The 23,505-nt window shown below is 40.4% G+C and carries 18 protein-coding genes and 1 pseudogene; 6 read left to right on the top strand and 13 right to left on the bottom strand.

The window, feature by feature from the left end; translation table 11 throughout:
• Positions 1-5 precede the first annotated feature (5 nt).
• Both MKI85_RS12800 and MKI85_RS12805 read right to left on the bottom strand, forming a co-directional pair.
• The gene (locus MKI85_RS12800) at positions 6-1,394 is read right to left on the bottom strand and encodes an MFS transporter (protein WP_241628124.1); all 1,389 of its coding nucleotides are present in this window, start codon (positions 1,392-1,394) and stop codon (positions 6-8) included.
• Between the two features lie 170 nt (positions 1,395-1,564).
• Entirely contained in the window at positions 1,565-2,509 is a 945-nt protein-coding gene (locus MKI85_RS12805) for a dihydrodipicolinate synthase family protein (protein ID WP_241628126.1), read from the bottom strand.
• A gap of 172 nt (positions 2,510-2,681) precedes the next feature.
• Here MKI85_RS12805 and MKI85_RS12810 point away from each other — a divergent pair, with 172 nt between their 5' ends.
• Positions 2,682-3,614: a LysR family transcriptional regulator gene (locus tag MKI85_RS12810; protein WP_241628128.1), complete on the top strand. Its 933-nt coding sequence runs from the start codon at positions 2,682-2,684 to the stop codon at positions 3,612-3,614.
• Positions 3,615-3,782: 168 nt separating this feature from the next.
• Here MKI85_RS12810 and MKI85_RS12815 read toward each other — a convergent pair.
• Positions 3,783-3,896, bottom strand: a pseudogene (locus MKI85_RS12815) (IS5/IS1182 family transposase); the annotation flags it as partial.
• 240 nt (positions 3,897-4,136) lie between these two features.
• On the opposite strand from MKI85_RS12815, the gene MKI85_RS12820 reads away from it, so the two are divergent.
• The 3 genes from MKI85_RS12820 (at position 4,137) to MKI85_RS12830 (ending at position 7,554) form a co-directional block, all read left to right on the top strand.
• Complete coding sequence (locus MKI85_RS12820; RefSeq protein ID WP_241628131.1) at positions 4,137-5,066, top strand: LysR family transcriptional regulator; 930 nt, start codon at positions 4,137-4,139, stop codon at positions 5,064-5,066.
• A gap of 283 nt (positions 5,067-5,349) precedes the next feature.
• On the top strand, positions 5,350-6,660 hold the full coding sequence (gene tcuC, locus MKI85_RS12825) for an MFS transporter (RefSeq protein WP_241628133.1): 1,311 nt from the start codon (positions 5,350-5,352) through the stop codon (positions 6,658-6,660).
• A 99-nt stretch (positions 6,661-6,759) separates the two neighbouring features.
• Positions 6,760-7,554 (top strand): substrate-binding domain-containing protein, encoded by a 795-nt coding sequence (locus MKI85_RS12830; protein WP_241628135.1) that lies wholly within the window; start codon positions 6,760-6,762, stop codon positions 7,552-7,554.
• Positions 7,555-8,324: 770 nt separating this feature from the next.
• Here MKI85_RS12830 and MKI85_RS12835 read toward each other — a convergent pair.
• The 8 genes from MKI85_RS12835 to MKI85_RS12870 form a co-directional block, all read right to left on the bottom strand.
• Positions 8,325-9,578: a DcaP family trimeric outer membrane transporter gene (locus MKI85_RS12835; RefSeq protein ID WP_241628137.1), complete on the bottom strand. Its 1,254-nt coding sequence runs from the start codon at positions 9,576-9,578 to the stop codon at positions 8,325-8,327.
• 105 nt (positions 9,579-9,683) lie between these two features.
• Positions 9,684-10,730, bottom strand: a complete 1,047-nt coding sequence (locus tag MKI85_RS12840) for an AbrB family transcriptional regulator (protein ID WP_241628138.1) — start codon at positions 10,728-10,730, stop codon at positions 9,684-9,686.
• Between the two features lie 49 nt (positions 10,731-10,779).
• Positions 10,780-12,279 (bottom strand): tripartite tricarboxylate transporter permease, encoded by a 1,500-nt coding sequence (locus MKI85_RS12845; RefSeq protein WP_241628140.1) that lies wholly within the window; start codon positions 12,277-12,279, stop codon positions 10,780-10,782.
• Positions 12,280-12,291: 12 nt separating this feature from the next.
• Entirely contained in the window at positions 12,292-12,738 is a 447-nt protein-coding gene (locus MKI85_RS12850; RefSeq protein WP_241628142.1) for a tripartite tricarboxylate transporter TctB family protein, read from the bottom strand.
• 55 nt (positions 12,739-12,793) lie between these two features.
• Complete coding sequence (locus MKI85_RS12855; protein ID WP_413350755.1) at positions 12,794-13,786, bottom strand: Bug family tripartite tricarboxylate transporter substrate binding protein; 993 nt, start codon at positions 13,784-13,786, stop codon at positions 12,794-12,796.
• A 94-nt stretch (positions 13,787-13,880) separates the two neighbouring features.
• Positions 13,881-15,026: a tricarballylate utilization 4Fe-4S protein TcuB gene (tcuB, locus tag MKI85_RS12860; protein ID WP_241628144.1), complete on the bottom strand. Its 1,146-nt coding sequence runs from the start codon at positions 15,024-15,026 to the stop codon at positions 13,881-13,883.
• Between the two features lies 1 nt (position 15,027).
• Positions 15,028-16,422 carry an FAD-dependent tricarballylate dehydrogenase TcuA gene (gene tcuA, locus MKI85_RS12865; RefSeq protein WP_241628147.1) on the bottom strand — a complete coding sequence of 465 codons (1,395 nt, stop codon included), beginning with the start codon at positions 16,420-16,422 and terminating at the stop codon, positions 15,028-15,030.
• A gap of 98 nt (positions 16,423-16,520) precedes the next feature.
• Positions 16,521-17,453, bottom strand: coding sequence for a LysR family transcriptional regulator (locus MKI85_RS12870; RefSeq protein ID WP_241628149.1), 933 nt, complete (start codon positions 17,451-17,453; stop codon positions 16,521-16,523).
• A 487-nt stretch (positions 17,454-17,940) separates the two neighbouring features.
• Here MKI85_RS12870 and adeR point away from each other — a divergent pair, with 487 nt between their 5' ends.
• Together adeR and adeS are read left to right on the top strand one after the other, a co-directional pair.
• Positions 17,941-18,669 (top strand): efflux system response regulator transcription factor AdeR, encoded by a 729-nt coding sequence (gene adeR / locus MKI85_RS12875; RefSeq protein ID WP_413350752.1) that lies wholly within the window; start codon positions 17,941-17,943, stop codon positions 18,667-18,669.
• Positions 18,659-19,750 carry a two-component sensor histidine kinase AdeS gene (gene adeS, locus MKI85_RS12880; protein ID WP_241628152.1) on the top strand — a complete coding sequence of 364 codons (1,092 nt, stop codon included), beginning with the start codon at positions 18,659-18,661 and terminating at the stop codon, positions 19,748-19,750. The genes adeR and adeS overlap by 11 nt, the downstream gene beginning before the upstream one ends.
• A 22-nt stretch (positions 19,751-19,772) precedes the next feature.
• Here the strand turns inward: adeS and MKI85_RS12885 are convergent, their stop codons facing one another.
• Both MKI85_RS12885 and MKI85_RS12890 read right to left on the bottom strand, forming a co-directional pair.
• The gene (locus MKI85_RS12885) at positions 19,773-20,312 is read right to left on the bottom strand and encodes a GNAT family N-acetyltransferase (RefSeq protein WP_241628153.1); all 540 of its coding nucleotides are present in this window, start codon (positions 20,310-20,312) and stop codon (positions 19,773-19,775) included.
• Positions 20,313-20,398: 86 nt separating this feature from the next.
• On the bottom strand, positions 20,399-23,503 hold the full coding sequence (locus tag MKI85_RS12890) for an efflux RND transporter permease subunit (protein ID WP_241628155.1): 3,105 nt from the start codon (positions 23,501-23,503) through the stop codon (positions 20,399-20,401).
• Between the last annotated feature and the right edge of the window lie 2 nt (positions 23,504-23,505).

Raw genomic sequence — 23,505 nt, forward strand, 5'->3', positions numbered from 1 at the left:
GTGATTTAAGGGGAGAGTTTTTCGAGCATTTGTCCTTTGGTTTCAATTGCAAACCAGAACGTCACTAGCCCACCAATTAATGCGACTACAGCCAAAACACTAAAAACATATTGGATGCCATAACCCGACACCACAAGTCCTACCATGAGTGGTCCAATTGCAGATCCTGCACGTAACCAAGCGGTGCTGAATCCTATACCCATTGCTCTCAATCTGGTCGGATAGAGTTCGGCAGCATATAAGTACAAGGAGAAAGAAATGGTCTGTAAAATTGCATAGCTTAATGTCGCAAGAACAACAACTTCTGTAGCGGTTTTAGCACCCAGTATAGACAGACTCATTAATGGAATAATGGCCAGAAAGAATGCCACAGTGTACCAAGGGCGACGTCCCACTTTATCAATCATTAACGCACAGATAATGGAGGCGATGACCCCAACACCTGAAGTAATCCAGCCGTAACCTAAACTGGTTTGTAATGATAAACCGAAGTGCTGTTTATAAAGTGACGGCAGCCATGTCACCATTGCATTGTTCACCATATAGACACAGAACCACATACCCCAAAGCGTGAATGTGCGTTTACGATAAATTCCTCTAAAGAGTTCACGCCAATCTGTTTTTGCCATAGATTGCGGATTTATTTCCTTAACTTGAGGCTCTGGCAGATGTTTTCCACTTTTTAATGCCCCCTGTTCAAACAGGGTCACCACTCGGTCAGCTTCTTCAAAACGTCCTTTTGATGCTAACCACCGTGGAGATTCTTTTAAGAAAAATCGTAAAGGAATAACCAATAACGAAGGAATAAGCCCTACAATAAACATGACTTTCCAGCCATAAATAGGCATTAAGAAATAAGCTGCCATGCCTGCAAACATTAATCCTAAAGGAAATAAAACTTCGTACAATAAGAAAAATTTCCCTCGCTTCTCTGCCCCAATAAACTCATTAATGTAAGCACTTGCAACGGGTACCTCGCCACCTGTCCCTACACCTTGCAAGAATCGGAAAACTAATAAAGATAGCCCGCTCCAAGCAAATAAGCAGGCTATATCCATCGCAACAAAAAGTAGGATGGTAAATGAGAGAACTTTTAATCGACCGACCTTCTCAGCCAGTGATCCAAAGAAAACAGCACCGAATAATTGTCCAACATATCCAGCAGCAATAATTGCTCCTACATATGCTGGGGTTAAATGCCATTCACTAATCAATTGGGGTAAAGCGAAGGCAATTGCGAGCACAGTATAGGCATCAAAAAATGTCGCTATACCAATAGTGACACGCATAAACTGCAATCTGCGTGTCACAGGAATTCGTTCAAGTCTTGCAATAATTTCAGCATTTTTTTGTTGATGATGATGAATTAACTCCATATCCGCTAGATTTGTCATCCTCAATCTCCTTATCAACTACGTTCCTCGTAGTTTTTTTGTTTTCGTTGCAACTACCTGTCGCCAGTAATCTCGTACTTTTTAATTATTATTTTTAATTCATGTCCGAACTTTGCCCAGGCAGCGTACATGATAAAAGGGCCAACGTAAAACGTTAGCCCTTATGTTATTTAGGCAACCGCCTGTTTTTCATCCACCTTGCCAATACCTGCTAATCGCATCGCTTCATGAATTTCTTGCTCTGCCCCTTCCACTAGCGGTAATAATGGTGAACGTACAGTTGCATGATCTAAAATTCCTCGTGCAACCAAGGCATGTTTTAAGGCAACGGTTCCTTCCATATGTGAACCGCGATGGTAAACATTACGTGTTACAGGTAAAAGCTGATCATGAATCGCACGTGCTTTTGCATAGTCTTTTGCCTTACCAGCCTTAATCATTTCAATTAAAAGCTCAGGTGCAATATTGCCATAGCCTACTAATGCACCATCGACATCAAACATGGTGTGTAATAGATATTCATCATGACAAGTGAGGATTTGCAGGTCAGGGCGTTCACGACGAATGATTGGGATTTCCACATCCCAGCGACGCATATTACGTACACCATTTTTCATTGCAAATACACCTGGTTGAGCAGAGATATCTAATAAAGTATCTAAGTCATACGTGGCTTTTGTCGCATCAGGATATTGAAACAAAATTGAAGGTAAACCACTCTCTTCATAAATTGCTTTATATCGATCTTGTGGTGCACCCTTTTGATAGCCAAAGCGCAGCCAACCATGTGATGGATAAATCAAACCTGCAGCAGCACCGGCTGCAACTGCGCGCTTGGCTTCTTGCGCAGCAACTTCAGTGCCTTCTAAGGTAATCCCTGCAATAACTGGAATTTTGTTATCTACAGATTTAACAAAACTTTCGATCACTTGTTGCTGTTCTTTTTGAGAGAGGAAAGTACCTTCCCCAGCATGTCCTAGAACAACTAAACCTTTCACTCCATCAATACTGCCAAGCCAAGAGCCTAGTCGCTGGATCGCAGCATGGTCAACTGCACCATCACGAGTAAATGGAGTCACAGGGGCTGGTGTTAAACCACGTAAATCAATGCTCATCTTTTGCATCCTTGTATATAATCAAGTTAAAGTTATAAAATTAATATAATTCAATACTTTAATTGAATTTAAAACTTTATGATTAAAGTATAGGATGTATCAAATTTTTCGAGAATCCGTTATTTTCTTATTTCAGTTATACTGAATTGGTATACCTTACAGGAGTGATCAGGTGAATTACACGCAATGGAAATTATTCTTAGATGCAAATGATTTAGGCAGCTTAAGTAAAGTGGCTCAGTTTTATAACACCAGCCAACCGCACATTAGTCGCCAATTACAAGAATTAGAAGATTTCTGTGGTGGACGATTATTTCACCGTACAGGTCGTGGGGTCACACTTACGGATTTAGGTGTATTTTTACTCCCCAAAATTCGCCATTGGGTCAAACTGACTGAACAATTACAAAATGATATTCACCATTCCAGTAAGAACTTAATAGGTAAAGTTCGAATTGGCAGTATTCCTTCTACTGCACATCCTTTACTTACAACCGTGAGTCATCGTCTTAAAAAGGAATATCCTCAAATCGAACTTTCAGTTCGTGAAGGACAAGGTGTCTTATTAGAAAAATGGCTTGAAGAAGGATCTGTTGATTTATCTTTACACTATCGATTTAATTCATCTTCACAAAATGGAGATTTATATTTAGCGGAAGTGGAAACTTATTTAGTCGGCAAAAAAGACGATCCTTTATTAAAAAATACCAGCATCGATTTCGCTCAGCTTGATGGTTTGCCTTTAGTTACTTTCTGCCGACCAAGTAGTTGGATCACACATTTAGAAAATATTGCACGCCAGAAACAAACGACGCTCAATATTGCATTTGAAGCGGATTCAATCAGTATGCAAATGCACCTGATTGAGAGTGGTAACTATTATGGAATTTTAAGCCCTCAAGCAATTAAAAATCATGCCCTAGATAAAAAACTCACCGCAGTAAAAATTATTCAACCCAATATTAAGCGCTATTTATCATTATCCATGTCGCCACATACCTATTTGACCCCACCTTGCAGAAAAGTCATTGATATCATTAAAGATATATTAAAGTCAGATGATCTCGATTTTTCTAATATAAAAGATGATTCATTTAGTTACTAGAATGTCTTTAGTTTATAAAATAACGTGATGAAGGTGTCAGATTAATCTACACCTCATCTATTGATTTCATTTTTATCGGCAATGTCACACAATTTAAAAATTAGTTATCCCCCTTAACTACTCTAATTTATAGCTCAGCACGGAAAACTAACTACTTCATTGTTTAAATTAATTAAGGACTGTTACACGTGCATGAATTTCATTCACCTGACTTTGAAAACTCCTTGCACGAAGCTGATCTATCAATAATCTAATGCAATCCATTTTGGTTTCCACTACACTTCATCAGAGATAGCATGACCATTTTTTCCATATCAGCATGTCCCGAATCTTCACCGAGTTTTTTATTTTGAAAATTATATTTATCAAAAAACTTAAAGATTAAAATTCACCCACCAAAACCAGTTTAAACTCACTTTTATTGGAATATATTTTTTCATTACTGTTAAAATTAAAAATCATGAGAGTTTTACTATCTTTCATAGCTCTATCAATCAGGGATGATTAGCGAATAAATTCATTATGGAAATCAAACAAATAAAATATTTTTTGACCGTTGTTGAAGCTGGCAGTATTGGTAAGGCAGCTCAAAAACTAGATGTCGGTGCTTCGGCTATTAGCCAGCAAATTAGTAAACTGGAACAAGAACTTAGCATTCGTTTATTACAACGTAATGCCTTTGGCGTTACACCTACACCCGCGGGTTTGGCTTTTTTAAAACACTCGCAGTTAATTCTAAGACAAATCAACTTTGCTGTAGATGCCGCTCATTCAGCCAGACTTTCTGGACATGTCAGTCTTGGTTTTCCACCCACCATTATGGCTTTACTCGGCATACCCTTAATGAAATTAATGTCTGAGCGCTATCCTGACATTCGTCTTGAAATTGTGGAAACACTATCGGGTAACCTAATACAGTCCATCAATGCACGTCAGCTTGATCTCGCAATTATTTTTACCAATGAAATTGATAAACAGTGGTCTATAGAGCCATTGGTTCGAGAACAAATGTATTTAATGGCTCGAAAAGAAGTACTGGAAGAATATGGTCTTGCAGAATGCATCAAGAGTGGCATCATCCAGTCACAACAAATTGGAGACATTCCTTTAGTTCTGCCACGTCAGCGACACAGCTTAAGAAAACTCTTAGAACATAAGATTGGGCAACTAAATGTCGTCTATGAAATTGATGGTCTGCGTTTGCTTATGGATAGTCTCATCCATCTAGACCTTGCAAGCGTTCGACCAGGAAGTGCTTGCCTGCCAGAATACCAGCCTCAATTAGAATTACTTAAAGTCGTTGAGCCAGAAATTGAACGTATTAATTATCTTGTTAGCCTCGCGGAAGAGGAATTATCTCCTGCTGCATTAGCCGCAAAATCAGCAATACGCGCTTGTGTAAGAGAACTTATACAAAATCAAAGCTGGCCTTGCGCTGAAAATATTTTTTAGACAACCATTAATTTTATTAAATACCCACTTAACGTTGTCCTCTCTCCTACTCCTGCTTTTTAGGATTACATTTTGCACCGAATGATAGATGAGTTTTCATTTATCAAATTGTAAAGTGTAGTCAAAACATGAAACAAGGCTTCACGATTTGTATGAGGGTTGCTTTTAAATCTTTACTCTAGCCCATGCGTAATTTCGCTCGGGCTTTTACAAAAGTTTTAGAAAAAGTATCCAAATTGAAGATTGTGAATGTTTCCATGTTGTAAGGCCAAGGAGGTCTCCAATGGATAGCGTAAATAATCGTACAGCCACTTTCAAAAAAATATTAAATGTAACCAGTGGCAACTTTTTAGAGCAGTACGATTTTTTTCTTTTTGGTTTCTATGCCACTTATATTGCAGCAAAATTTTTCCACTCAGAAAATGAATATGTCTCTTTAATGATGACATTTACCGTATTCGCTGCTGGTTTTCTGATGCGCCCTTTAGGCGCAATTTTTCTGGGTGCTTATGTCGATAAAGTTGGTCGCCGTAAAGGTTTAATTGTGACACTCAGTCTAATGGCTATGGGAACTGTCTTAATTACCTTTGTTCCAGGCTATGAAACTATAGGCATAATTGCTCCAATTTTGGTGGTAATTGGACGTCTGTTACAAGGCTTCTCGGCAGGTGTTGAGTCTGGTGGTGTCTCTATTTACTTGGCTGAAATTTCTACCGATAAAAACCGTGGATTTATTACCAGTTGGCAGTCTGGCAGCCAGCAAATCGCGGTTGTGTTTGCTGCATCACTTGGTTATTGGCTAAATACTGTTTTAACGAATGCTCAAGTCGGTGAATGGGGTTGGCGTATTCCGTTTCTGATTGGCTGTTTAATTATTCCATTAATCTTTTTATTCCGTCGTACCTTAGAGGAAACAGAGGACTTCAAAGCGCAAAAAACGCATCCGTCTTCAAAAGAAATTTTCAACACACTGGTTAGCAACTGGCGTATTGTCCTTGCTGGCATGATGTTGAGTGCCATGACCACAACCACATTCTACTTCATTACTGTTTACACCACTGTATATGCCAAACGTACATTAGAAATGTCCGTGACTGACACCCTTTTAGCCACTGTGTTTGTAGGTCTATCCAATTTCTTCTGGTTACCAATGGGTGGCTTGCTTTCAGACAAGATTGGTCGTAAACCCGTTTTAGTCGGCATTACTACGCTCGCCATTTTTACAACGTATCCAGTTTTGAGCTGGTTAGTGAGTGACATTAGCTTCACGAACCTTCTGATTACACTTGCTTACTTCTCATTCTTCTTTGGTATGTATAACGGCACCATGGTTGCTACGCTTGCCGAAGTCATGCCAAAACGCGTACGTACTGTCGGTTTCTCTTTAGCTTTCAGCCTTGCAGCAGCTATTTTTGGCGGTATGACGCCTATGGCTTGTACTTTCCTTGTCGAAAATACTGGGAATGCAAGTACACCTGCTTTCTGGCTGATGTTAGCCGCTGTATGTAGCTTAATTTCAAGTTTATATCTATGTCGCGGTTCTAAACAAAACACGTCTGATCCAGTCATTGAGCCAGCAAAAATAAACGCTTAACCCCTGCTATACCCCATCTTTAGTTTTAATAAAATGCACAGTACGGTTAATCTTGGATTTCCGTACTGTGCTCTCTTGCAATAAAAAATGAGGCACAACATGAAAAAAATCTCTGTATTAAAATCAATCTTCTTTGCCAGTGCAGGTCTAGTATCTTCATTCACCAATGCAGATACCCTAGAAGTTATTAGCTCTGGTGGTTTTTATTCATCCATGGAAAAACTGATTCCTGTTTTTGAACAACAAACAGGTCATACGGTTCATCTTTCATCAGGTTCTTCGATGGGTGCATCACCAACCGCAATCCCCAACAGACTCGATCGTGGAGAGCGTTTTGATGTTGTGGTTCTTGCCGCGCCTGAACTCAATAAACTAGCAGATAAAGGTTTCGTAGAACCAAATTCACAACGAGATTTAGTTAAATCTAGTATTGGTATGGCGATTCCTAAAGGTGCTAAAAAACCAGATATTAGCACTGCGGAAAAATTCGAAAAAGTTTTGTTGAATGCCAAACATATTGGTTACTCAGCCAGTGCAAGTGGTACACATCTTGAAAAAAATGTCTTCCCAAGTTTCCCACCAGTTGAATATAAAGTCATTTCTAGTAAAGCTGAAAAAGTGGTTGGCGATCGTGTTGCTAAACGTATTGCCGAAGGACAATTTGATGTTGGATTCCAGCAAATTAGCGAAATCAAACCATTTACAGGTAAATATGGACAAGTTGAGCTAGTTGGACCTATTCCTGCTCCTTATCAAAAAGTCACCATTTTTTCCGCAGGTATTGGCAAAAACACTAGCTATGAAAAAGCGGCTAATGAATTGATTCAATTTGTGAAATCACCACAAGCGACACAAATTATTGAAGAGCAAGGTCTAGAACAGATCAAACAATAAAAAGGCTGTATGAGGCAACATCTAAACAAGATGTTGCCTTTTTTTATTCGTTATTTATTCACTCTAATACTAAATCAGAAATTCAAAATTAGTCCCAAAAACTTCTATATATTCTCGGCAATACACCCCTAACCCTGTTTCCATTTCCTACAGTCCCCTATTTTCACTTGTTTTGCTTATCTGAGATCACTTGATCAAGTTTTCACTCTGTAATTGATTCAGTTATAAACCCTCCCAATAACAGTATTTTCTGCTCAATGCAGCTTCATTGTTATGTATTCTTATAAACTGAAACTAAGTGTTTACCCGAATATTTAAGGATGTATCGTTATTGGATGACCAACCGATTTTGAATAGCCCCCCAAAAATTTCAGACAATAGACTGCTCTTATTAGGGATTTTTCATAAAAAATTAAATTGAATAGAAAGAGTTTTCTATTTTTTAATAGGGTAAGACTTGTATTCAAAGATATTTTCTTATCCTAGCTTTTGAAAATGGAAAAAGAACTTTCAATCTGAATTTGGCTATCGGTCATTGAGTGGCGCATTAGGGATTGATGCAAGAGGGCTATGAATTGACCTGTTATTCTTCTAAAAATATCCGATAGGTATTAGGCGACTATTTGCTGCTAAATTACTTTACGCTCCAGACGTAAAATAGAAAAGCTCAAGCAATGTCAGATGAATAGCATTACTTGAGCCGATGATTTAATTGAACGGACTATGCAAACAATCAGAAAAGTGAATATCCGCAAAGTATCAATCCTGTTCTAGAATTCATATTTCGCCATCATTTCTATACGATTATCTTTACCAATTCGATCATTCACGGTATTACGTTCACCATAGACATACTCCACCCCAAAAGTTAAAGGTTTAGTGGGTTTGAACATCATATTCACCCAGCCCTGTTGTAACTTCTCATTGGCATCTTTCGTAATACGGTCTTTATCAGCATAGATCAAAGTACCATAGCCGAGAGTACTTCTCAGCTTTTGATTAAATTGATAGGTGAGGCCCATTTGAAAGGCATCAAAATCAATTAATTCGATGTCATCGCCATTTTGGATATAACGACGGTTATCTGAACTTGCCAAAAGTAATTTATTGTCTCCAGAAACATGCGAATAGTTCGTATTGAATAATAAGGATGGCGTGATTTTATAACGAAGCCCGAGTGCTGCTCCCCAACCCAATTCTGTTTCATCATTTTCACTACGTAAGCGTACTTCTTGCAACAGACCGCGTGCAGTCATTACACCTTTACCTGTGGCAAATTCATGTTTAACTTTACCTGCCAGTAAGGGCAAACGGTTCTCATCATTGCCTTTTTCTAAGCTTAAGAAATACATGGTGAGCGGACTGATGGGTTGCGAGTAACGTACCATTGGGTTACGCGTTGTACCACCACCTAAAGCAGTATTTGAATCGAGCATTTCTGGCGCTGTTTCTGCTGAAAGAAAGTTAGATGTCGTTTGACCAATCAACCAACGATCATAATTCAAATAAACATGGCGTAAGCGTGCTGTATCTTTGTTCTCTCCCCCACGAAAATCTATTTCAATTTTGCCTTTTAATGTTTGGTCAGCTAAAGGGGTGGTAAAATCTAAACCTATACGTGTGGCATTTACTGTCGAATCCAAACGATCTTCAGTGGCATTTTTACTCGGATCCCCTTCTAGCACCACAGTATTAATACGGTTAAACATACCTTTCGCACCTTCAATCTGGTATGCAGCATCAGCACGAACAAATCCATATAAATTTACATCAGTACCCGATTTGGTTTGCCACTTGGTGATAGCTTGAGGATTTTTTTCAACGGGTTTGGTTGCAGTGGTTTCTACTACGGGTGTGCTGTTGAGGGTGGTGACAGATTTCGCTTGCTGAGCCTGAAGCATTTGTCGAAGCTCATTCACTTCAGCACGCAATTGTTCAATTTCACTGCTCTGATTGGCATGTGTAAATGTGGTGATCGTGGTCAAACTCGCGATGAGCGCTATCTTAGATGTGTTAAATTTCATTTTGCATTCCATGTATTTTATTTCAATAAATATGTTGTTCATCCATTTACAAAAACTGTAGGTATAGTTCCCCCTAAATGAGCCTGTTCAGCTGCTTAGAACATCTTATTTTTCAGATTTAAAAAACAGTTGAAGACTTCGTTGATAAAAGAAATGGGTGGTCAGAATGACAAAAATTAATCTGCAGAGTTGAAAAGCCACAACAATGGGTACCGCAAGATCAAGCGCTTTCGCCATGAGCGACATTTCTGCGATTCCTCCTGGTGAAAGTCCTAAAATCAAGAGCTGTTTTTCGGTATGGCTTAGATTGACCAGTAATAATGCGAAACTGATCGATAACCCTAAAGCCAGTAAATTGAATGCCAGTGTCATCACAATAAATTTTTTATTGTTCTTTAAAAAACTAAATGGGAATTTGCTACCCAATGACCAGCCAATACAGACTTGACCAAAAGCAATAAACCATTCTGGCAATCTCATTTGAATCATCCCGTAGAATGACAACAACCCAATAATGGCTAATGGACCCAAGATCCAAGCATTCAACAGATTAAAAAATTGAAAAACCTTACCAACAAAAAATGCTAGACAAAAAAGCAGAAAAACCTGAAGAAAGCCAAATCTTTCCGTATCTTGTATATGCAAACCAGACCATTCAACTTGAAAATAAAGTTGCATAAAAACTGGAACCAATACAACCAGAATCACAATTCTCAAACTATGTGCAGCAACCACTTTATCGACTTGTGCCTGATGGCGTTCTGCAATATTCACCATCTCACTGGCGCTGCCGATGGCTGAAGAAAACCATGCGGTAGCCCAATCTAAGGCATTAATTCGATATTGCAGACCCGCCAGCATAGCTCCCAGTAAGAGTGACCATGCCATCCCAATCAGAATAAAGCCCCAATAAGCAGACACGGCTTGTACCAGAGCAGGTGTAAAGTATAGACCCAAGGCCATACCAATAATGATCTGCCCTACACGTCGCCAGCGAGGATCACAGTTGAGTGGATGCCCAACGCTCCCCAGTAGCAAGGCCGTCAACAATGGACCCAGCAACCATGGCAAAGGAATATGCACATAATTGGCCAATACGGCTCCCAATAGAGCGAGAACCAAGCCTTTGATATTTGAGCTGATTGCTTTCATAATTTTTGGCAATAATAGTCAACAGCTGCTGACCGTTATTGCCATCCCGTTAGGCTTGTTGCTTTTTGATGAACAAGTACTTACGTACCACTGGTAAAATCAATAACAATACCGACATGATCCAAAGACCCATGCTGATGTTACTGCTCCACAAAATGCTGAGTTCACCTTGAGAAATAGACAATGCACGACGTAAATTAGACTCCATCAACTGTCCTAGAACGAAGCCAAGAATTAACGGTGCCAATGGGAAATCAAATTTTCTCAGGATATATCCAAATACACCCAAGCCCATGCAAAGCAGCAAGTCAAAGATATTGGTGTGAATGGCATACACCCCAACAAAGCTGACACTGGCAATAATTGGAATCAGAATATAATTAGGAATACTCAACATGCGGGCAAAGAAACCCACCAATGGTAAGTTCAATACCAACAGAATGATATTACCGACCATCAAAGATGCAATCAGCGACCAAACCAATACTGGTTCCTGAGCAAATAATTGAGGACCTGGGGTAATGTTGTACATAAGCAATGCGCCCATCATTACCGCAGTTGTACCTGAACCAGGTACACCCAAAGTCAACATCGGGACAAATGAACCACAAGCCGCTGCGTTATTGGCACTTTCGGGAGCAGCAAGACCACGCAGATCACCTTTACCAAATTTGCTACTGTCACTTGCCATCTTACGTTCAGTGGTATAAGCCATCGCACTTGCAACGGTTGCACCTGCACCAGGTAAAATTCCTGAGAAGAAACCAATTAATGCACCACGGATAATGGTAGCCAATGAACTGAGAAATTCTTTTACGTTGAATAGTGAACGTTTTCCTTGCTCCATCGCGACTTTACCAATCGTGGTACGTTCAAGCAGCAACAAGATTTCACTGACACTGAATAATCCGATCACCAAAGTCGTAAATGCAATACCATCACTTAAGCCTACACTGTTAAAGGTAAAGCGATAAACGCCAGTAATTGCATCCATCCCCACAGTAGAAAGAGCCAAGCCCATTAATGCCATGATTAATGTTTTGAAAGGCTGTGTACTGACCAAACCCGTTAAACAGACAATTGCAAATACCATTAAGGCAAAATATTCAGCTGGACCAAACGCGATTGCCCACTTCGCCAATATTGGAGCAAACAACACAATGCCAATAAAAGCGACAGTACTGCCAATAAAGGAACTGACCGAAGACAATGACAAGGCAATTCCTGCCTTTCCTTGCTGTGCCAATGGATAACCATCTAAGGTGGTCATAATGGCCCCAGCATCCCCTGGTACGTTTAAGAGAATCGCTGAAATGCGTCCGCCATATTCACAACCCAAATAGACTGCTGCCAATAAAATTAATGCACTATCAACTGGTAAACCTAAGGCATAAGCAAACGGCAATAAAATTGCCACGCCATTAATAGGACCTAAACCTGGCAATAAGCCAACAATCGTTCCAAGAAATGCACCAACAAAGGCGATTAGGAGATTTTGCGGTTGTAAGGCAACCTCGAAACCTGTCATTAAAAAACTTAATACGTCCATATCGGGTCATCCTTAACCAAAAAATCCAAGTGGTAATGGCACATCCAAGAAACGGTCAAACATATAATAGGTACTAACGCTGAGTACCAAGCCTGTAACCAAAACTGGAACGGTTTTGCCATGGAAAAGTTTGCCCACTGCAACCGTCATCAACAGCGTTGCAACAATAAAACCTAGCCATTCAAAAATTAATGCATACAGTGTTAAAGCGAGCGTACACAACACTAACTTTCCAAGCAGATGTTTTGTCCAATGCAATTCAACTGGTTCAAACATAATGGCTGGTCGCACAGTGAGATACACTGCACAAGCTGTAATTAAGCCCATTAATAAGATAGGAAAAGCTTTAGGTCCCACTGGATCGTAGGAAATAGGGGCCTCAAAATTGCTTGCATAGATCAGCAAAAATAATCCACACACGGCAATAATGGCGGTAAGAATCCGTTCAGATTTCATCATCTATCCTCAAAACAAAGACTGAGCTGAGAAATAGTTTCTCAACTCAGGTCATCCGTTATTTTGATAATTTATATTCTTGCGACAATTTGCGCATTTCTTCAGTCTGCTTATATACATAGGCAGTCAGTTCTTCACCCGTCATATCAAATGGGAGTAGATCTTGGTTGTTACGTACTGCCTCAAATTTTTGGTCAGCCATCATTTTATCAAAGGCATTTTTCCACCAACCATATGCTTCATCACTCACCTTTGGTCCCATATAGAAACCACGAATTACTGGCCATTCTATGTCATAGCCCTGCTCTTTAGCAGTACTTAGCTGTGAGAATTTCCCGTCTAAGCGTTTGTCTGCAAACACTGCCAAAACTCGAATATCACCAGATTCAAGGTGTGAGCCTACTTCACTGACATTGCCGACACCGACTTGAATATGTTGCCCCAGTAATGAAGTTAGGACTTCACCGCCACCTTCAAGTGCAACAAATCTCAAGTCGGCAGGACTAATGCCTGCTTTTTTTGCCAGCATTGCAGTTTGCATCCAGTCTTGACCACCGACACTTCCTGCACCACCAAAGCTAATTGCTTTCGGGTTTTCTCGTAAGGCTTTCATCAGGTCATCAAGATTTTTTAGTGGTGAGTCTTTATGTACCGAAACCAAACCATAATCTACGGCTACCCCAGACAGCCATTTCACATCTTTTTCAGAGAAGTGTCCAAATTTTCCTTGCGCCAAGTTCAATAGTGAACCCGTCGAAAATGCAATCACGGCATCATTGTTCGCAGGATCATTATTGACAATCTTATTATAGGCAACAGCACCTACTCCGCCTGGCATATACGTGACACGAATCGGCGTTTCAAGCTGTTCTGTTTTTTTAAAGCCAGACTGAATCAGTTTACAAGTCATGTCAAAACCACCGCCAGGTTTGGCTGGTGCAATACACTCTGGACGTTTAGGCTCACCAGCCGCTTTAGAAGCATTTCCTGAACCACATCCAACCATTGTCACGCCGATGCATGCTAATGCGAGTAATTTTAAATTTTTCATGTTTAATACATCCTTATAACGTGTTTACTCTATTAATCTTTCGATTTTGAACCATCACCATGATCGACCTCCTTGGCACAATCATGGTTAAGGCTTACTTAGTTTTAACCTTATGTTTTGCAATACGCTCTTCTACAGCAAACTTCAGCAATGCTGCGCTACGGTAAAAACCATGTGCAAACTTGCCAAAAGGAATAGTTAAGAAGAAAGTCATAACGGTCGCCAAATGTATGATCAGTAATAGCGCCATTGCAGAACTGTCACGGAATGCCAGCAGTGCTAGTCCAGTAATACTGATCAATAACAATAAGAAGATAAAACCGCGATCCATTGGCTTTTGTTTAGCATCACCATGTAATGGATGGCGTTTAATATTTAGATAGAGCAGTCCGATTGGACCAACGACCAAACCAATCCCGCCTAATGTGCCTAAAATGACAGGCAAACTGGTATATGCATATGGTGCTTCTAGAGCTAAAAAATAGTGATAGAAAGTCGCGACACTCGTTGCCAAAAAGCACAATAAGAATCCATACATCGTGAAATGATGAAATACACGGCGTATCTGGGTATAACGATCATCTTCTTCATTACAGCCTTTACCATGTCCTCCATCGAGGTATTTCAGGGTCAAGACATTTTTAGACGCTTGTAGAATGTCTGGTTGTGCCACACCCTCTGGAATAATTTCAGAAGTTTGCTTCCAAAACTTCGCTACTCCCAAACCTAGCAGTACAAAGGCGGTGATAAAAACCGAACCGAATAAAACTGCTAAAAAGTTATGCGGGAAAATCGCGTAAAAATCACCTTGATATTGACCGAATAAGTCTGTGCCGTTCATCCAAACCCCTGCCAACATCAACAAGAAGAAGCTGAATGACATTCCTGACACCAAGGCAATGCCTGTTTTTTTGTAAATGGCACCAAAAGAAGCGGGTACTGCAAACTCTTGATAGGTTTCCAAGCGCACTTGAGCCATGGCTTGAGGAATATTCACACCAAATTCATGTGGCGGAGCATATTGGCAGGCATGTAAACATGCGCCACAGTTATGGCACAAGTTAGCCATATAGTGGATGTCCGCCTGTGTGAATTCCAAACGCTTAGTCATGGCTGGGAACACAGCACAGAAAGTTTCGCAGTAACGGCATGCATTACAAATCTGTAAAGCCTGCTTCACTTGCTGTTCATTCTCAGTAAGTTGCACCACAGGAATTAAGTTTTTTACATTGGAGTTCATTTTAAGCTCCCTGCTTAAATGCAGCGGATGCAGCATTCTTACCTGCAATACGCCCAAAGGTGGTTCCAATCGACATTCCCACACCCGCGGTATAACCCTGACCCAGCACATTGCCCGCCATCATTTCACCTGCCACATACAAATTTGGGCTTGCGATATCGTTAAAACGTACCGCGGCATCATCTTCAACTTTCAGACCTAAATAGGTGAAGGTAATTCCTGGTCTTAAGGCATAGGCATAATACGGAGGCTGATCGAGCGGAACTGCCCAATGCGTTTTTGCCGGGCTTAAATTTTCGGTATGACAATTGTCCAGCACTGTGTGGTTAAACTCACCTTCAACACAAGCATGGTTATAGTCCCTTACCGTTTTGGATAAGGTCGCAACATCCAAATTTAACTTTTGGGCTAACTCTTCAATGCTATTGGCTTGCGTCCCTTCAAAAACAGGCGGCATAAATTTACCCACTGATTTTGAATCGATAATTGAATAAGCAATTTGATTTGGCTGTTGAGCGACCAGACGTCCCCATATCGCATAGCGTTTTGGCCAGAAATCTTCACCCTCATCATAAAAACGTTCAGCATTTTTATTAACCACAATACCCAAAGACACGCAGTCAATACGAGTACAAATACCGCCATCATACAAAGGAGCACGAGCATCCACTGCTACACAGTGTGACTGAGATGGATCACCAATAATATCGGCACCTTTATCCATCATAAATTTCAGCAAGTTGCCCTGATTAAAACGAGTGCCACGAATAATGAAGTTATCTGCAGGCCATTCACCATTTTCGTTTTGGCCCCAAGCTTCTTTTAACCATTCACGATTAGATTCAAAGCCGCCTGCGGCGAGAACACAAGATGCACCTTCAAAGCGGGTACCATCGGCTGCAACCGCTGCGATAAATTTGCCATCTTCAATAATTAGTTCGGTAATTTTAGTGTTGTAACGGATTTCGACACCGAGGTCTTGAGCACTTCTAAAATAAGCATTGACCAGCGCTTTGCCCCCGCCCATGAAAAAAGCATTGGTACGGGCAACATGGAGTGCACCAGATAAAGGAGGTTGAAAATTGACTCCGTGTTGACGCATCCAGTCACGACAATTCGCAGTGGTACGAATTACCAAACGCGCCAAATGTTCATTGGTTTTTCCAGCAGTGACTTTGAGTAAGTCTTGCCAATATTCTTCTTCAGAATAGGCATCCACCAATACATCTTGTGGCGCATCGTGCATACAGCGCAAATTACGTGTGTGCTGTGAATTTCCCCCGCGCCATTCTTTTGGAGCTGCTTCGACGAGTAATACTGACGCCCCTGCCTCACGCGCAGTGATCGCTGCACACAATGCGGCATTCCCACCGCCAATCACTATTACATCATGCATTCGATTTCTCCCTCTCGAATTTTGAACAATTAAAACTCAAAACAAGAGGTCATCGTGATGCGGAGGACTTAAATAGGTCTTTATTAAAACTAAATAGGCTAAAAGTCTAATAGTTCAGCGCTCGGCCATAAATCTTTATTTATCAAATCCTTAATACAGGTTTTAATCGCTACTTTGGTGGCAAGGCTGGCTGGAGATAACTCCTCTTCTGAAATACTAATGAGATAATTCATTCGATCTAGCTCTGGAGAAACGATTTTAAGGAAGCATAAATCCGATCTTAGGTATTCAAAATAGGCACTGCCTGGCTGAATAGTTGCCATATTTAATTGACGCACGCAGTTCATGAGTAAATGCAAACCATCGATTTCAAATTCAACATTTAACAGTTCAACTTTTTGCTCCAAGAACTTGCGTAAGCCATGACGTTGACTGGGTAAAGCCAACGGCAGCTGATTCACTTTTTCAAATTCAATTTGCTTGGTTTGAATATTGTCTGCAAAGCCATACTGATGAAGTAAATCTTCATGCGCCATTAAAAACATCGGTTCTTTCAGTAAAGGCTGAACTGACCAACTTGGATCAACATCTTGCGTAAAAATAATGGCAATATCCAGTTGGCGCGAATTGACCAAGGTGGCTAGGTTACCAGACAGACTCTCAACCAAATGCACCTTAATATCGGGATAACGTTTAGACATCAAATTCATTAACGGTACACCCAGAACCGAAGCAATACTCGGTGAAAATCCAACACAGACATGTCCCGTTAAACGAGAAGAATGTGCGGCTTCAATGGCATATTGCGTATGTCTAAGGACCAGTTGCGCTTGTTTAAAAAAAGCTAAACCTGAAGGCGTTGGTTCCACCCCTGTGGTAGAGCGGCGTAATAAACGTGTGCAAAGTTCATCTTCTAGCTTGGAAATTTGCTGGCTTAAAGCCGAGGTTCCGACATCTAGCTTTTGTGCAGCCTTTCCAAAACTTCCAGATTCGACAATCGTCACTAAATACTTGAGCTGCTTTAATTCCATAGAATTTCCCGCCTAGGTACACGCACAATCAATACTCATGGATTTTAAAATATGACATTGATAAAAATATAGGAGAAAAAAAACATCGTGCCCAACTCGAGTTTAAACAGAGAAAGTTGAAAATGTTCACCTCCCATAGAGGTCGGTCATACCAGATAAGGTGATGCAGTTTACAGAAATTGGTTATTTAATCAAAATACTATAGTTGGTTATGAAGATTCCCTTATAGAAAATTTATCCTAGTTTTATCTCAATCTAGACGTACTTGATCAGGACAATATTTTTATTTCCTATAGAAAGGTGAACCTAAGCATACGAATAGAATGTCATAAATTTCTAGCTATGTATTGCATTAAACAACATAACATCTACGCTGCTAATCATTAAAACTAATGAAAATATTGGCTACCCGATTAGACATTTCTATAAAATCACTATACTTTGAAAAACATCCATAATCTTAATTTTAGTACGCTTTGGTATTCTCTTGAACACATCCTATCATTCCTGCGACTTATCCAATAAAACCATTCTTGTGGTTGAAGATGACTTTGATATCGGTGATATTCTTGAAAGATATTTAAAAAAAGAAAATATGCATGTAATCCGTGCTATACAAGGTCAGCAGGCGCTAGAACTGTTAAAAGTCCACGCTATTGATCTTGTGATCTTAGATATTAAACTACCCAAAAAAAATGGTTGGGAAGTGTTAACCGTTCTAAGACAGTACAGTAATGTCCCTGTGATCATGCTTACCGCCATGGATGATTTCGACAATAAAATCATGGCATTAAAAATGGGTGCCGATGACTTCGTGGTGAAGCCCTTTAATCCGAATGAAGTGATTGCTCGAGTTGAAGCGGTATTACGTCGGAGTACCTTACAGCAGGAACAAAAGAAATATCTGAACTATAAATCTATTGAAATTAATCTTGAACAACATTTGGTGTATGTCCTTCAACATGATCAAAAGCAGCTGCTAAATCTCACGCTGACTGAATTTAATATTCTCAAGCTGATGCTGCAAAGTCCAAATAAGGTCTTTACCAGAAGTGAATTAATCGAAAAATGTATGCCCGAAAAAACGACACTAGACCGTACCGTGGACAGTCATATTAGTAACTTACGGAAAAAGCTTGAACAAAAAGGTGCATTAGGATATTTCATCAATTTACGTGGTGTAGGCTATCGATTAGATCAAAATCATGATAACTAAACTGAATAAAAGTTCGATTGGTATTAGCGCCCAACTACTGATCATGATGAGCGTACTGAATCTGGGCATTACCATCTTCTCCTTTGGTTTAGGTTATTTGGTTTATGGTTGGGCCACAGAAAAAGGTTTACTCGATCTCAATAATGCTTGCCCTGAAGATTTTTCTTTTACCTCTGTGGACTATCTGTGGACTTTTTTGGTCTTGTTGACGGGCTTTTTACTGTCAACTTTTTTAGCCTTCAGATACGCTAAACGCTATACCCAGCCGATTAATGCACTGGCCAATGTTGTACAACAAATCCAGCAAGGGAATCTTTCATTAAGAATTGAACAGCAACAAGCACACATTCCGCATGAATTCATGTCACTGATCCAGAATTTTAATGCGATGGCCAATCAGCTTGAGGTTTCAGTCAAAAATTCTACCCTTTGGAATGCGGCAATTGCACATGAACTTCGCACCCCGATCACGATTTTACAGGGTCGATTACAAGGAATTGTAGATGGTGTTTTTGAAGCAGATCCGCAGTTACATCGAAGCTTGCTCAATCAAGTCGAAGGATTATCTTATCTGGTTGAAGATTTACGCACGCTGACTTTGGTTGAAAACCAACAATTCCGTTTAGACCTCCAAGAAACAACCCTTGAGAACAGTATTTTCAAGTGCGTTCAAATGTTTCAAGATCGCTTTCAACACAAAGGCTTGCATGTGGTCTTTAATTTGACCCATGAAACAGTGTTATGTGATGCAAGACGTATGGAACAAGTGCTGATTGCCTTATTTTCCAATGCCTCGCGTTATGCAGACGCTGGCATACTTTCAATTACCACCAAAACAACCCAAGACCATTGGATTTTAATGCTTGAAGATCAAGGGCCAGGTATTGATGAACAGCACCTCGAACATTTATTTAAACCCTTTTACCGTTTAGAAGAATCTCGGTCACGCTCGGAAGGTGGCACTGGTCTTGGGCTTGCGGTGATTTACGCCATTATTGAAGCGCATCAAGGGCAAATCACGTATACAAAATCAACAGATTTTGGTGGCAGCTGTTTTACGATTCTCTTGAAAAAGTCCTAGCGCTAGATAAAGGTCTCAAATCCTACTTTTTATCTAACCATTCTTTTTTCAATATGGCGTATTGAAGGGTATTTTCATATTTTGGCGTTCCATCTTCATGTTGAACAAAAGAAATATATTCGACAAAACATCCTTCTTTACGCATGCCTAACCGTTCACACAGTTTTTGTGAGGCATGATTATCTTCCTCGACATAAGCATAGATTCTACGTGCATTGAGCTGATTGAAAAGATGATCTAAGAATGCATCAGCACTCTCATAGGCAAAGCCTTGACCATGAAAATTTGCATTGAAGTTCCACCCTACGGAGTAGGTATCCGGTTCTTCATGGATAAAAAACAGCTCACCAATGACTTGATTGCTTTGTTTTAACTGAACTGCAAGATAATCTTTACTCTGCTGTCTTGCTTTTATTTTTTCAATCGCTTGTTCAATATTTAAAATTTGTTCACCGATAAAACAATTCACTTTGGGCTGAGAAAGATAAGCCAGTAAATCACTCGCATCTTCAATTTCAAATGCTCGCAAAACCAATCTTGCTGTTTCAATCTTTAATTGCATTGCATAAACCTCGTTTAAATATTAAACAACATCGTCCAATGAGATAAAGTGAACACACCTTATCTCATGACCATACTGGACTTGGGCTACTCGTGAGAATGTTTTCGCTGAGAGAACTTTTCTACCATGTTCATCACGAAAATAAAGAACACTGGAACAAAAAAGATTGCCAGAATGGTGGCACTGATCATGCCGCCAAAGACGCCTGTACCAATGGCTTTTTGCGTTTCCGAACTGGCACCTGTCGCGATTACCAAGGGAATCACACCACAGGTAAATGCCAAAGACGTCATTAAAATAGGACGTAACCTTAGTTTTGCTGCGGCTACGGTTGCCTCCACCAAGCTCATGCCCTCTTGTCTCAATGTTTTGGCAAACTCAACAATCAAAATTGCATTTTTTGCAGATAAACCAATAATGGTTATCAAACCAACTTTGAAGAAAATGTCATTGGGCATGCCTCGTATCATCACTGCGATAAACGCACCCACCATGCCAAGGGGAACCACCAGCATCACCGATAAAGGAATTGACCAGCTTTCATATAGCGCAGCCAACACCAAAAACACCACCAGCATCGATAAGATCAGCAAGAATGTGGTCTGCGCTTCAGACTGTCTTTCTTCCAGAGAAATTCCCGTCCACTCATAACCGACACCTTTAGGCAATTGTGCAATCAGACGTTCCATTTCAAGCATCGCCTGACCAGAAGAAAATCCTGCTGCGGGACTCCCTGTAATACTTAAAGCAGGTCGACCATTGTAGCGGTTGTACTGCTGTGGAGCGTGCTGCCAAACAGGTGTGATCACTTCAGACATCGATACCAGTTTACCACTCTGGCTATTCACCTTAATTTTAACAATATCCTCAATGCTCATTCTAGATTTGGCATCCAGCTGTACAATCACTTGCTGCATACGATCCTGATTGGGGAAGTCATTGATATACATAGACCCCATCGAGGTCGAAATAATATCCGTGACATCACTAAAATTGACACCAAGTGCCTGTAATTTTTCACGATCAATTTTAAGCTGTACCGTGCTCCCATCTGGTAAACCTTCGGCATACACACCCGTGAGTTTTTTATTTTGTGTAGCAAGTGCAATCAGTTGATCTTGCGCTTTGATCAACGCATCCATCCCAATATTGCCTCTATCAAGCAGACGCAAAGTAAAACCAGACGATGTCCCTAATTCATCAATCGCAGGTGGCAAAACAGACATGGTCTGCCCTTCTGAGCTTTCAGTCATGGCCATATTGGCATTGTTCACAACCTCTTGTGCAGTAATAGTTCGCTCTTTAAAATCGGTCAGATTGGTAAAAAACATCGCTGTATTTTGACCTGAACCACTAAATCCAAATCCTAAAATCGCCATATTGTCTTTAATGCCTTTTTCATGATTCAGAAATTGCTGAAACTCATCAACCACCTTCATGGTACGCTGCTGAGTGGCATCTGCGGGCAACTGAATGGAGGTCATAAACCAGCCTTGATCTTCCTCTGGCATAAATGCAGTTGGCACCATTTTAAAACTGAAGATCAGCACCGCCACAATGCCCACAAAAATCAGCATGGCGGGGAAAATATGCCGAGTAACTCGAAACAGTATTCGCTCGTATTGACCATTTAATTTTTCAAAATTTCGATCAAACCAGCCAAAAAACCCTTTTTTCTCATGGTGGGCATGAATAGGTTTTAATAACGTTGCACATAATGCAGGCGTTAATGTCAGTGCCAAGAATGCTGAAAACAGAATAGAAACCGACATGGTAATGGTAAATTGACGGTAAATAATCCCCACAGAGCCTGCGGCTAATGCCATCGGTAAAAATACCGCAGCCAAGACTAGGGTAATCCCGATAATGGGGTTGGTAATTTCTGTCATGGCTTTTGAGGTTGCTTCAATAGGAGACAAGTGTTCTGTTGCCATGATCCTTTCCACGTTCTCAATCACCACAATCGCATCATCCACAATAATTCCGATGGCGAGCACCATGCCAAACATGGTTAACACGTTAATTGAAAACCCTGCAATCAGCATGACTGCAAAGGTTCCTAGCAAGGCAATTGGCGCCACAATCGCAGGAATTAAGGTATAGCGAATATTGTGAAGAAATATAAACATCACAATAAATACCAACACCATCGCCTCTAGCAAGGTGTTAATCACCTTTTCAATCGATACTTTTACAAAGGGCGCTGTATCGTAGGGAATAGAAAATTTCATGCCTTGTGGTAAAGAGGCACTGAGCTGATCGAGTTTTGCTTGAACGCCTTGTGCGGTTTTCACTGCATTGGCACCGGGACTCATTTGAATGGCGATAGCAGTCGAGGGTTTACCATTTTCCAGAATGGCAAAATTATAAGACTGCGCACCAATTTCAATTCGAGCCACATCTGATAATTTAACATTTGCCCCATTTTTATTTGATTTCAGGCTGATATTTTCGAATTGCTCAATATTTTCAAGCTGACCTAAAGCGGTTAAAGGAATGCTAATCTGCTGATCTTTTGACGCAGGCAAATCTCCGATTCGCCCAGGAGAAATTGGAATATTCTGATTTTGAATGGCTGTATTAACATCTTTAATACTAAGTCCATATGCAACCAAGCGATCAGGATCGACCCAAATGCGCATGGCTTTTTCCGCACCAAAATTTTGAACCTTACCCACGCCATTGACCCGCTTTAGCTCTTCAATCACAAAGCGAGCCATGTAATCACTCAGATCAACTTCTGAATAACGATTATCTGGGGAATTGAGTCCCACAATCATCAAAAATCCTGAAGATGCGGCATCAACCATCAAACCTTGCTGCCGTACCGACTGTGGCAGCCTAGATTCAATTGCTTTGATTTTGTTTTGCACATCGACTTGGGCGAGTTCAACATCTGTACCAGGCTTAAAGGTCGCTGTGATGGTTGCACTGCCCGAGTTATCCGATGTAGAGCTGTAATAGAGTAAGTTTTTAACCCCAGACATCTCGCGCTCAATCAAGGTGACTACACTATCATTGAGGGTTTTAGGTGTCGCACCAGGATAAGTTGCAGTAATACTAATTTGTGGAGGCGCTACACTGGGAAAACGGGCAATGGGTAATTTCGGGATACTCAGCACCCCAAATAGAATAATAAATAATGCAATAACCCATGCAAAAATTGGTCTATGTATGAAAAACTGAGACATTT

Origin of the sequence: Acinetobacter zhairuonensis (genome assembly GCF_022601715.1) — a bacterium.
Classification (GTDB): domain Bacteria; phylum Pseudomonadota; class Gammaproteobacteria; order Pseudomonadales; family Moraxellaceae; genus Acinetobacter.

What these genes read in the sequence shown, in the direction of transcription:
- MKI85_RS12800 (WP_241628124.1), bottom strand. Translation starts at nt 1,394, where the DNA reads ATGACAAATCTAGCGGATATGGAGTTAATTCATCATCATCAACAAAAA.
- MKI85_RS12805 (WP_241628126.1), bottom strand. Translation starts at nt 2,509, where the DNA reads ATGAGCATTGATTTACGTGGTTTAACACCAGCCCCTGTGACTCCATTT.
- MKI85_RS12820 (WP_241628131.1), top strand. Translation starts at nt 4,137, where the DNA reads ATGGAAATCAAACAAATAAAATATTTTTTGACCGTTGTTGAAGCTGGC.
- tcuC (WP_241628133.1), top strand. Translation starts at nt 5,350, where the DNA reads ATGGATAGCGTAAATAATCGTACAGCCACTTTCAAAAAAATATTAAAT.
- MKI85_RS12830 (WP_241628135.1), top strand. Translation starts at nt 6,760, where the DNA reads ATGAAAAAAATCTCTGTATTAAAATCAATCTTCTTTGCCAGTGCAGGT.
- MKI85_RS12835 (WP_241628137.1), bottom strand. Translation starts at nt 9,578, where the DNA reads ATGAAATTTAACACATCTAAGATAGCGCTCATCGCGAGTTTGACCACG.
- MKI85_RS12840 (WP_241628138.1), bottom strand. Translation starts at nt 10,730, where the DNA reads ATGAAAGCAATCAGCTCAAATATCAAAGGCTTGGTTCTCGCTCTATTG.
- MKI85_RS12845 (WP_241628140.1), bottom strand. Translation starts at nt 12,279, where the DNA reads ATGGACGTATTAAGTTTTTTAATGACAGGTTTCGAGGTTGCCTTACAA.
- MKI85_RS12850 (WP_241628142.1), bottom strand. Translation starts at nt 12,738, where the DNA reads ATGATGAAATCTGAACGGATTCTTACCGCCATTATTGCCGTGTGTGGA.
- MKI85_RS12855 (WP_413350755.1), bottom strand. Translation starts at nt 13,786, where the DNA reads ATGAAAAATTTAAAATTACTCGCATTAGCATGCATCGGCGTGACAATG.
- tcuB (WP_241628144.1), bottom strand. Translation starts at nt 15,026, where the DNA reads ATGAACTCCAATGTAAAAAACTTAATTCCTGTGGTGCAACTTACTGAG.
- tcuA (WP_241628147.1), bottom strand. Translation starts at nt 16,422, where the DNA reads ATGCATGATGTAATAGTGATTGGCGGTGGGAATGCCGCATTGTGTGCA.
- MKI85_RS12870 (WP_241628149.1), bottom strand. Translation starts at nt 17,453, where the DNA reads ATGGAATTAAAGCAGCTCAAGTATTTAGTGACGATTGTCGAATCTGGA.
- adeS (WP_241628152.1), top strand. Translation starts at nt 18,659, where the DNA reads ATGATAACTAAACTGAATAAAAGTTCGATTGGTATTAGCGCCCAACTA.
- MKI85_RS12885 (WP_241628153.1), bottom strand. Translation starts at nt 20,312, where the DNA reads ATGCAATTAAAGATTGAAACAGCAAGATTGGTTTTGCGAGCATTTGAA.
- MKI85_RS12890 (WP_241628155.1), bottom strand. Translation starts at nt 23,503, where the DNA reads ATGTCTCAGTTTTTCATACATAGACCAATTTTTGCATGGGTTATTGCA.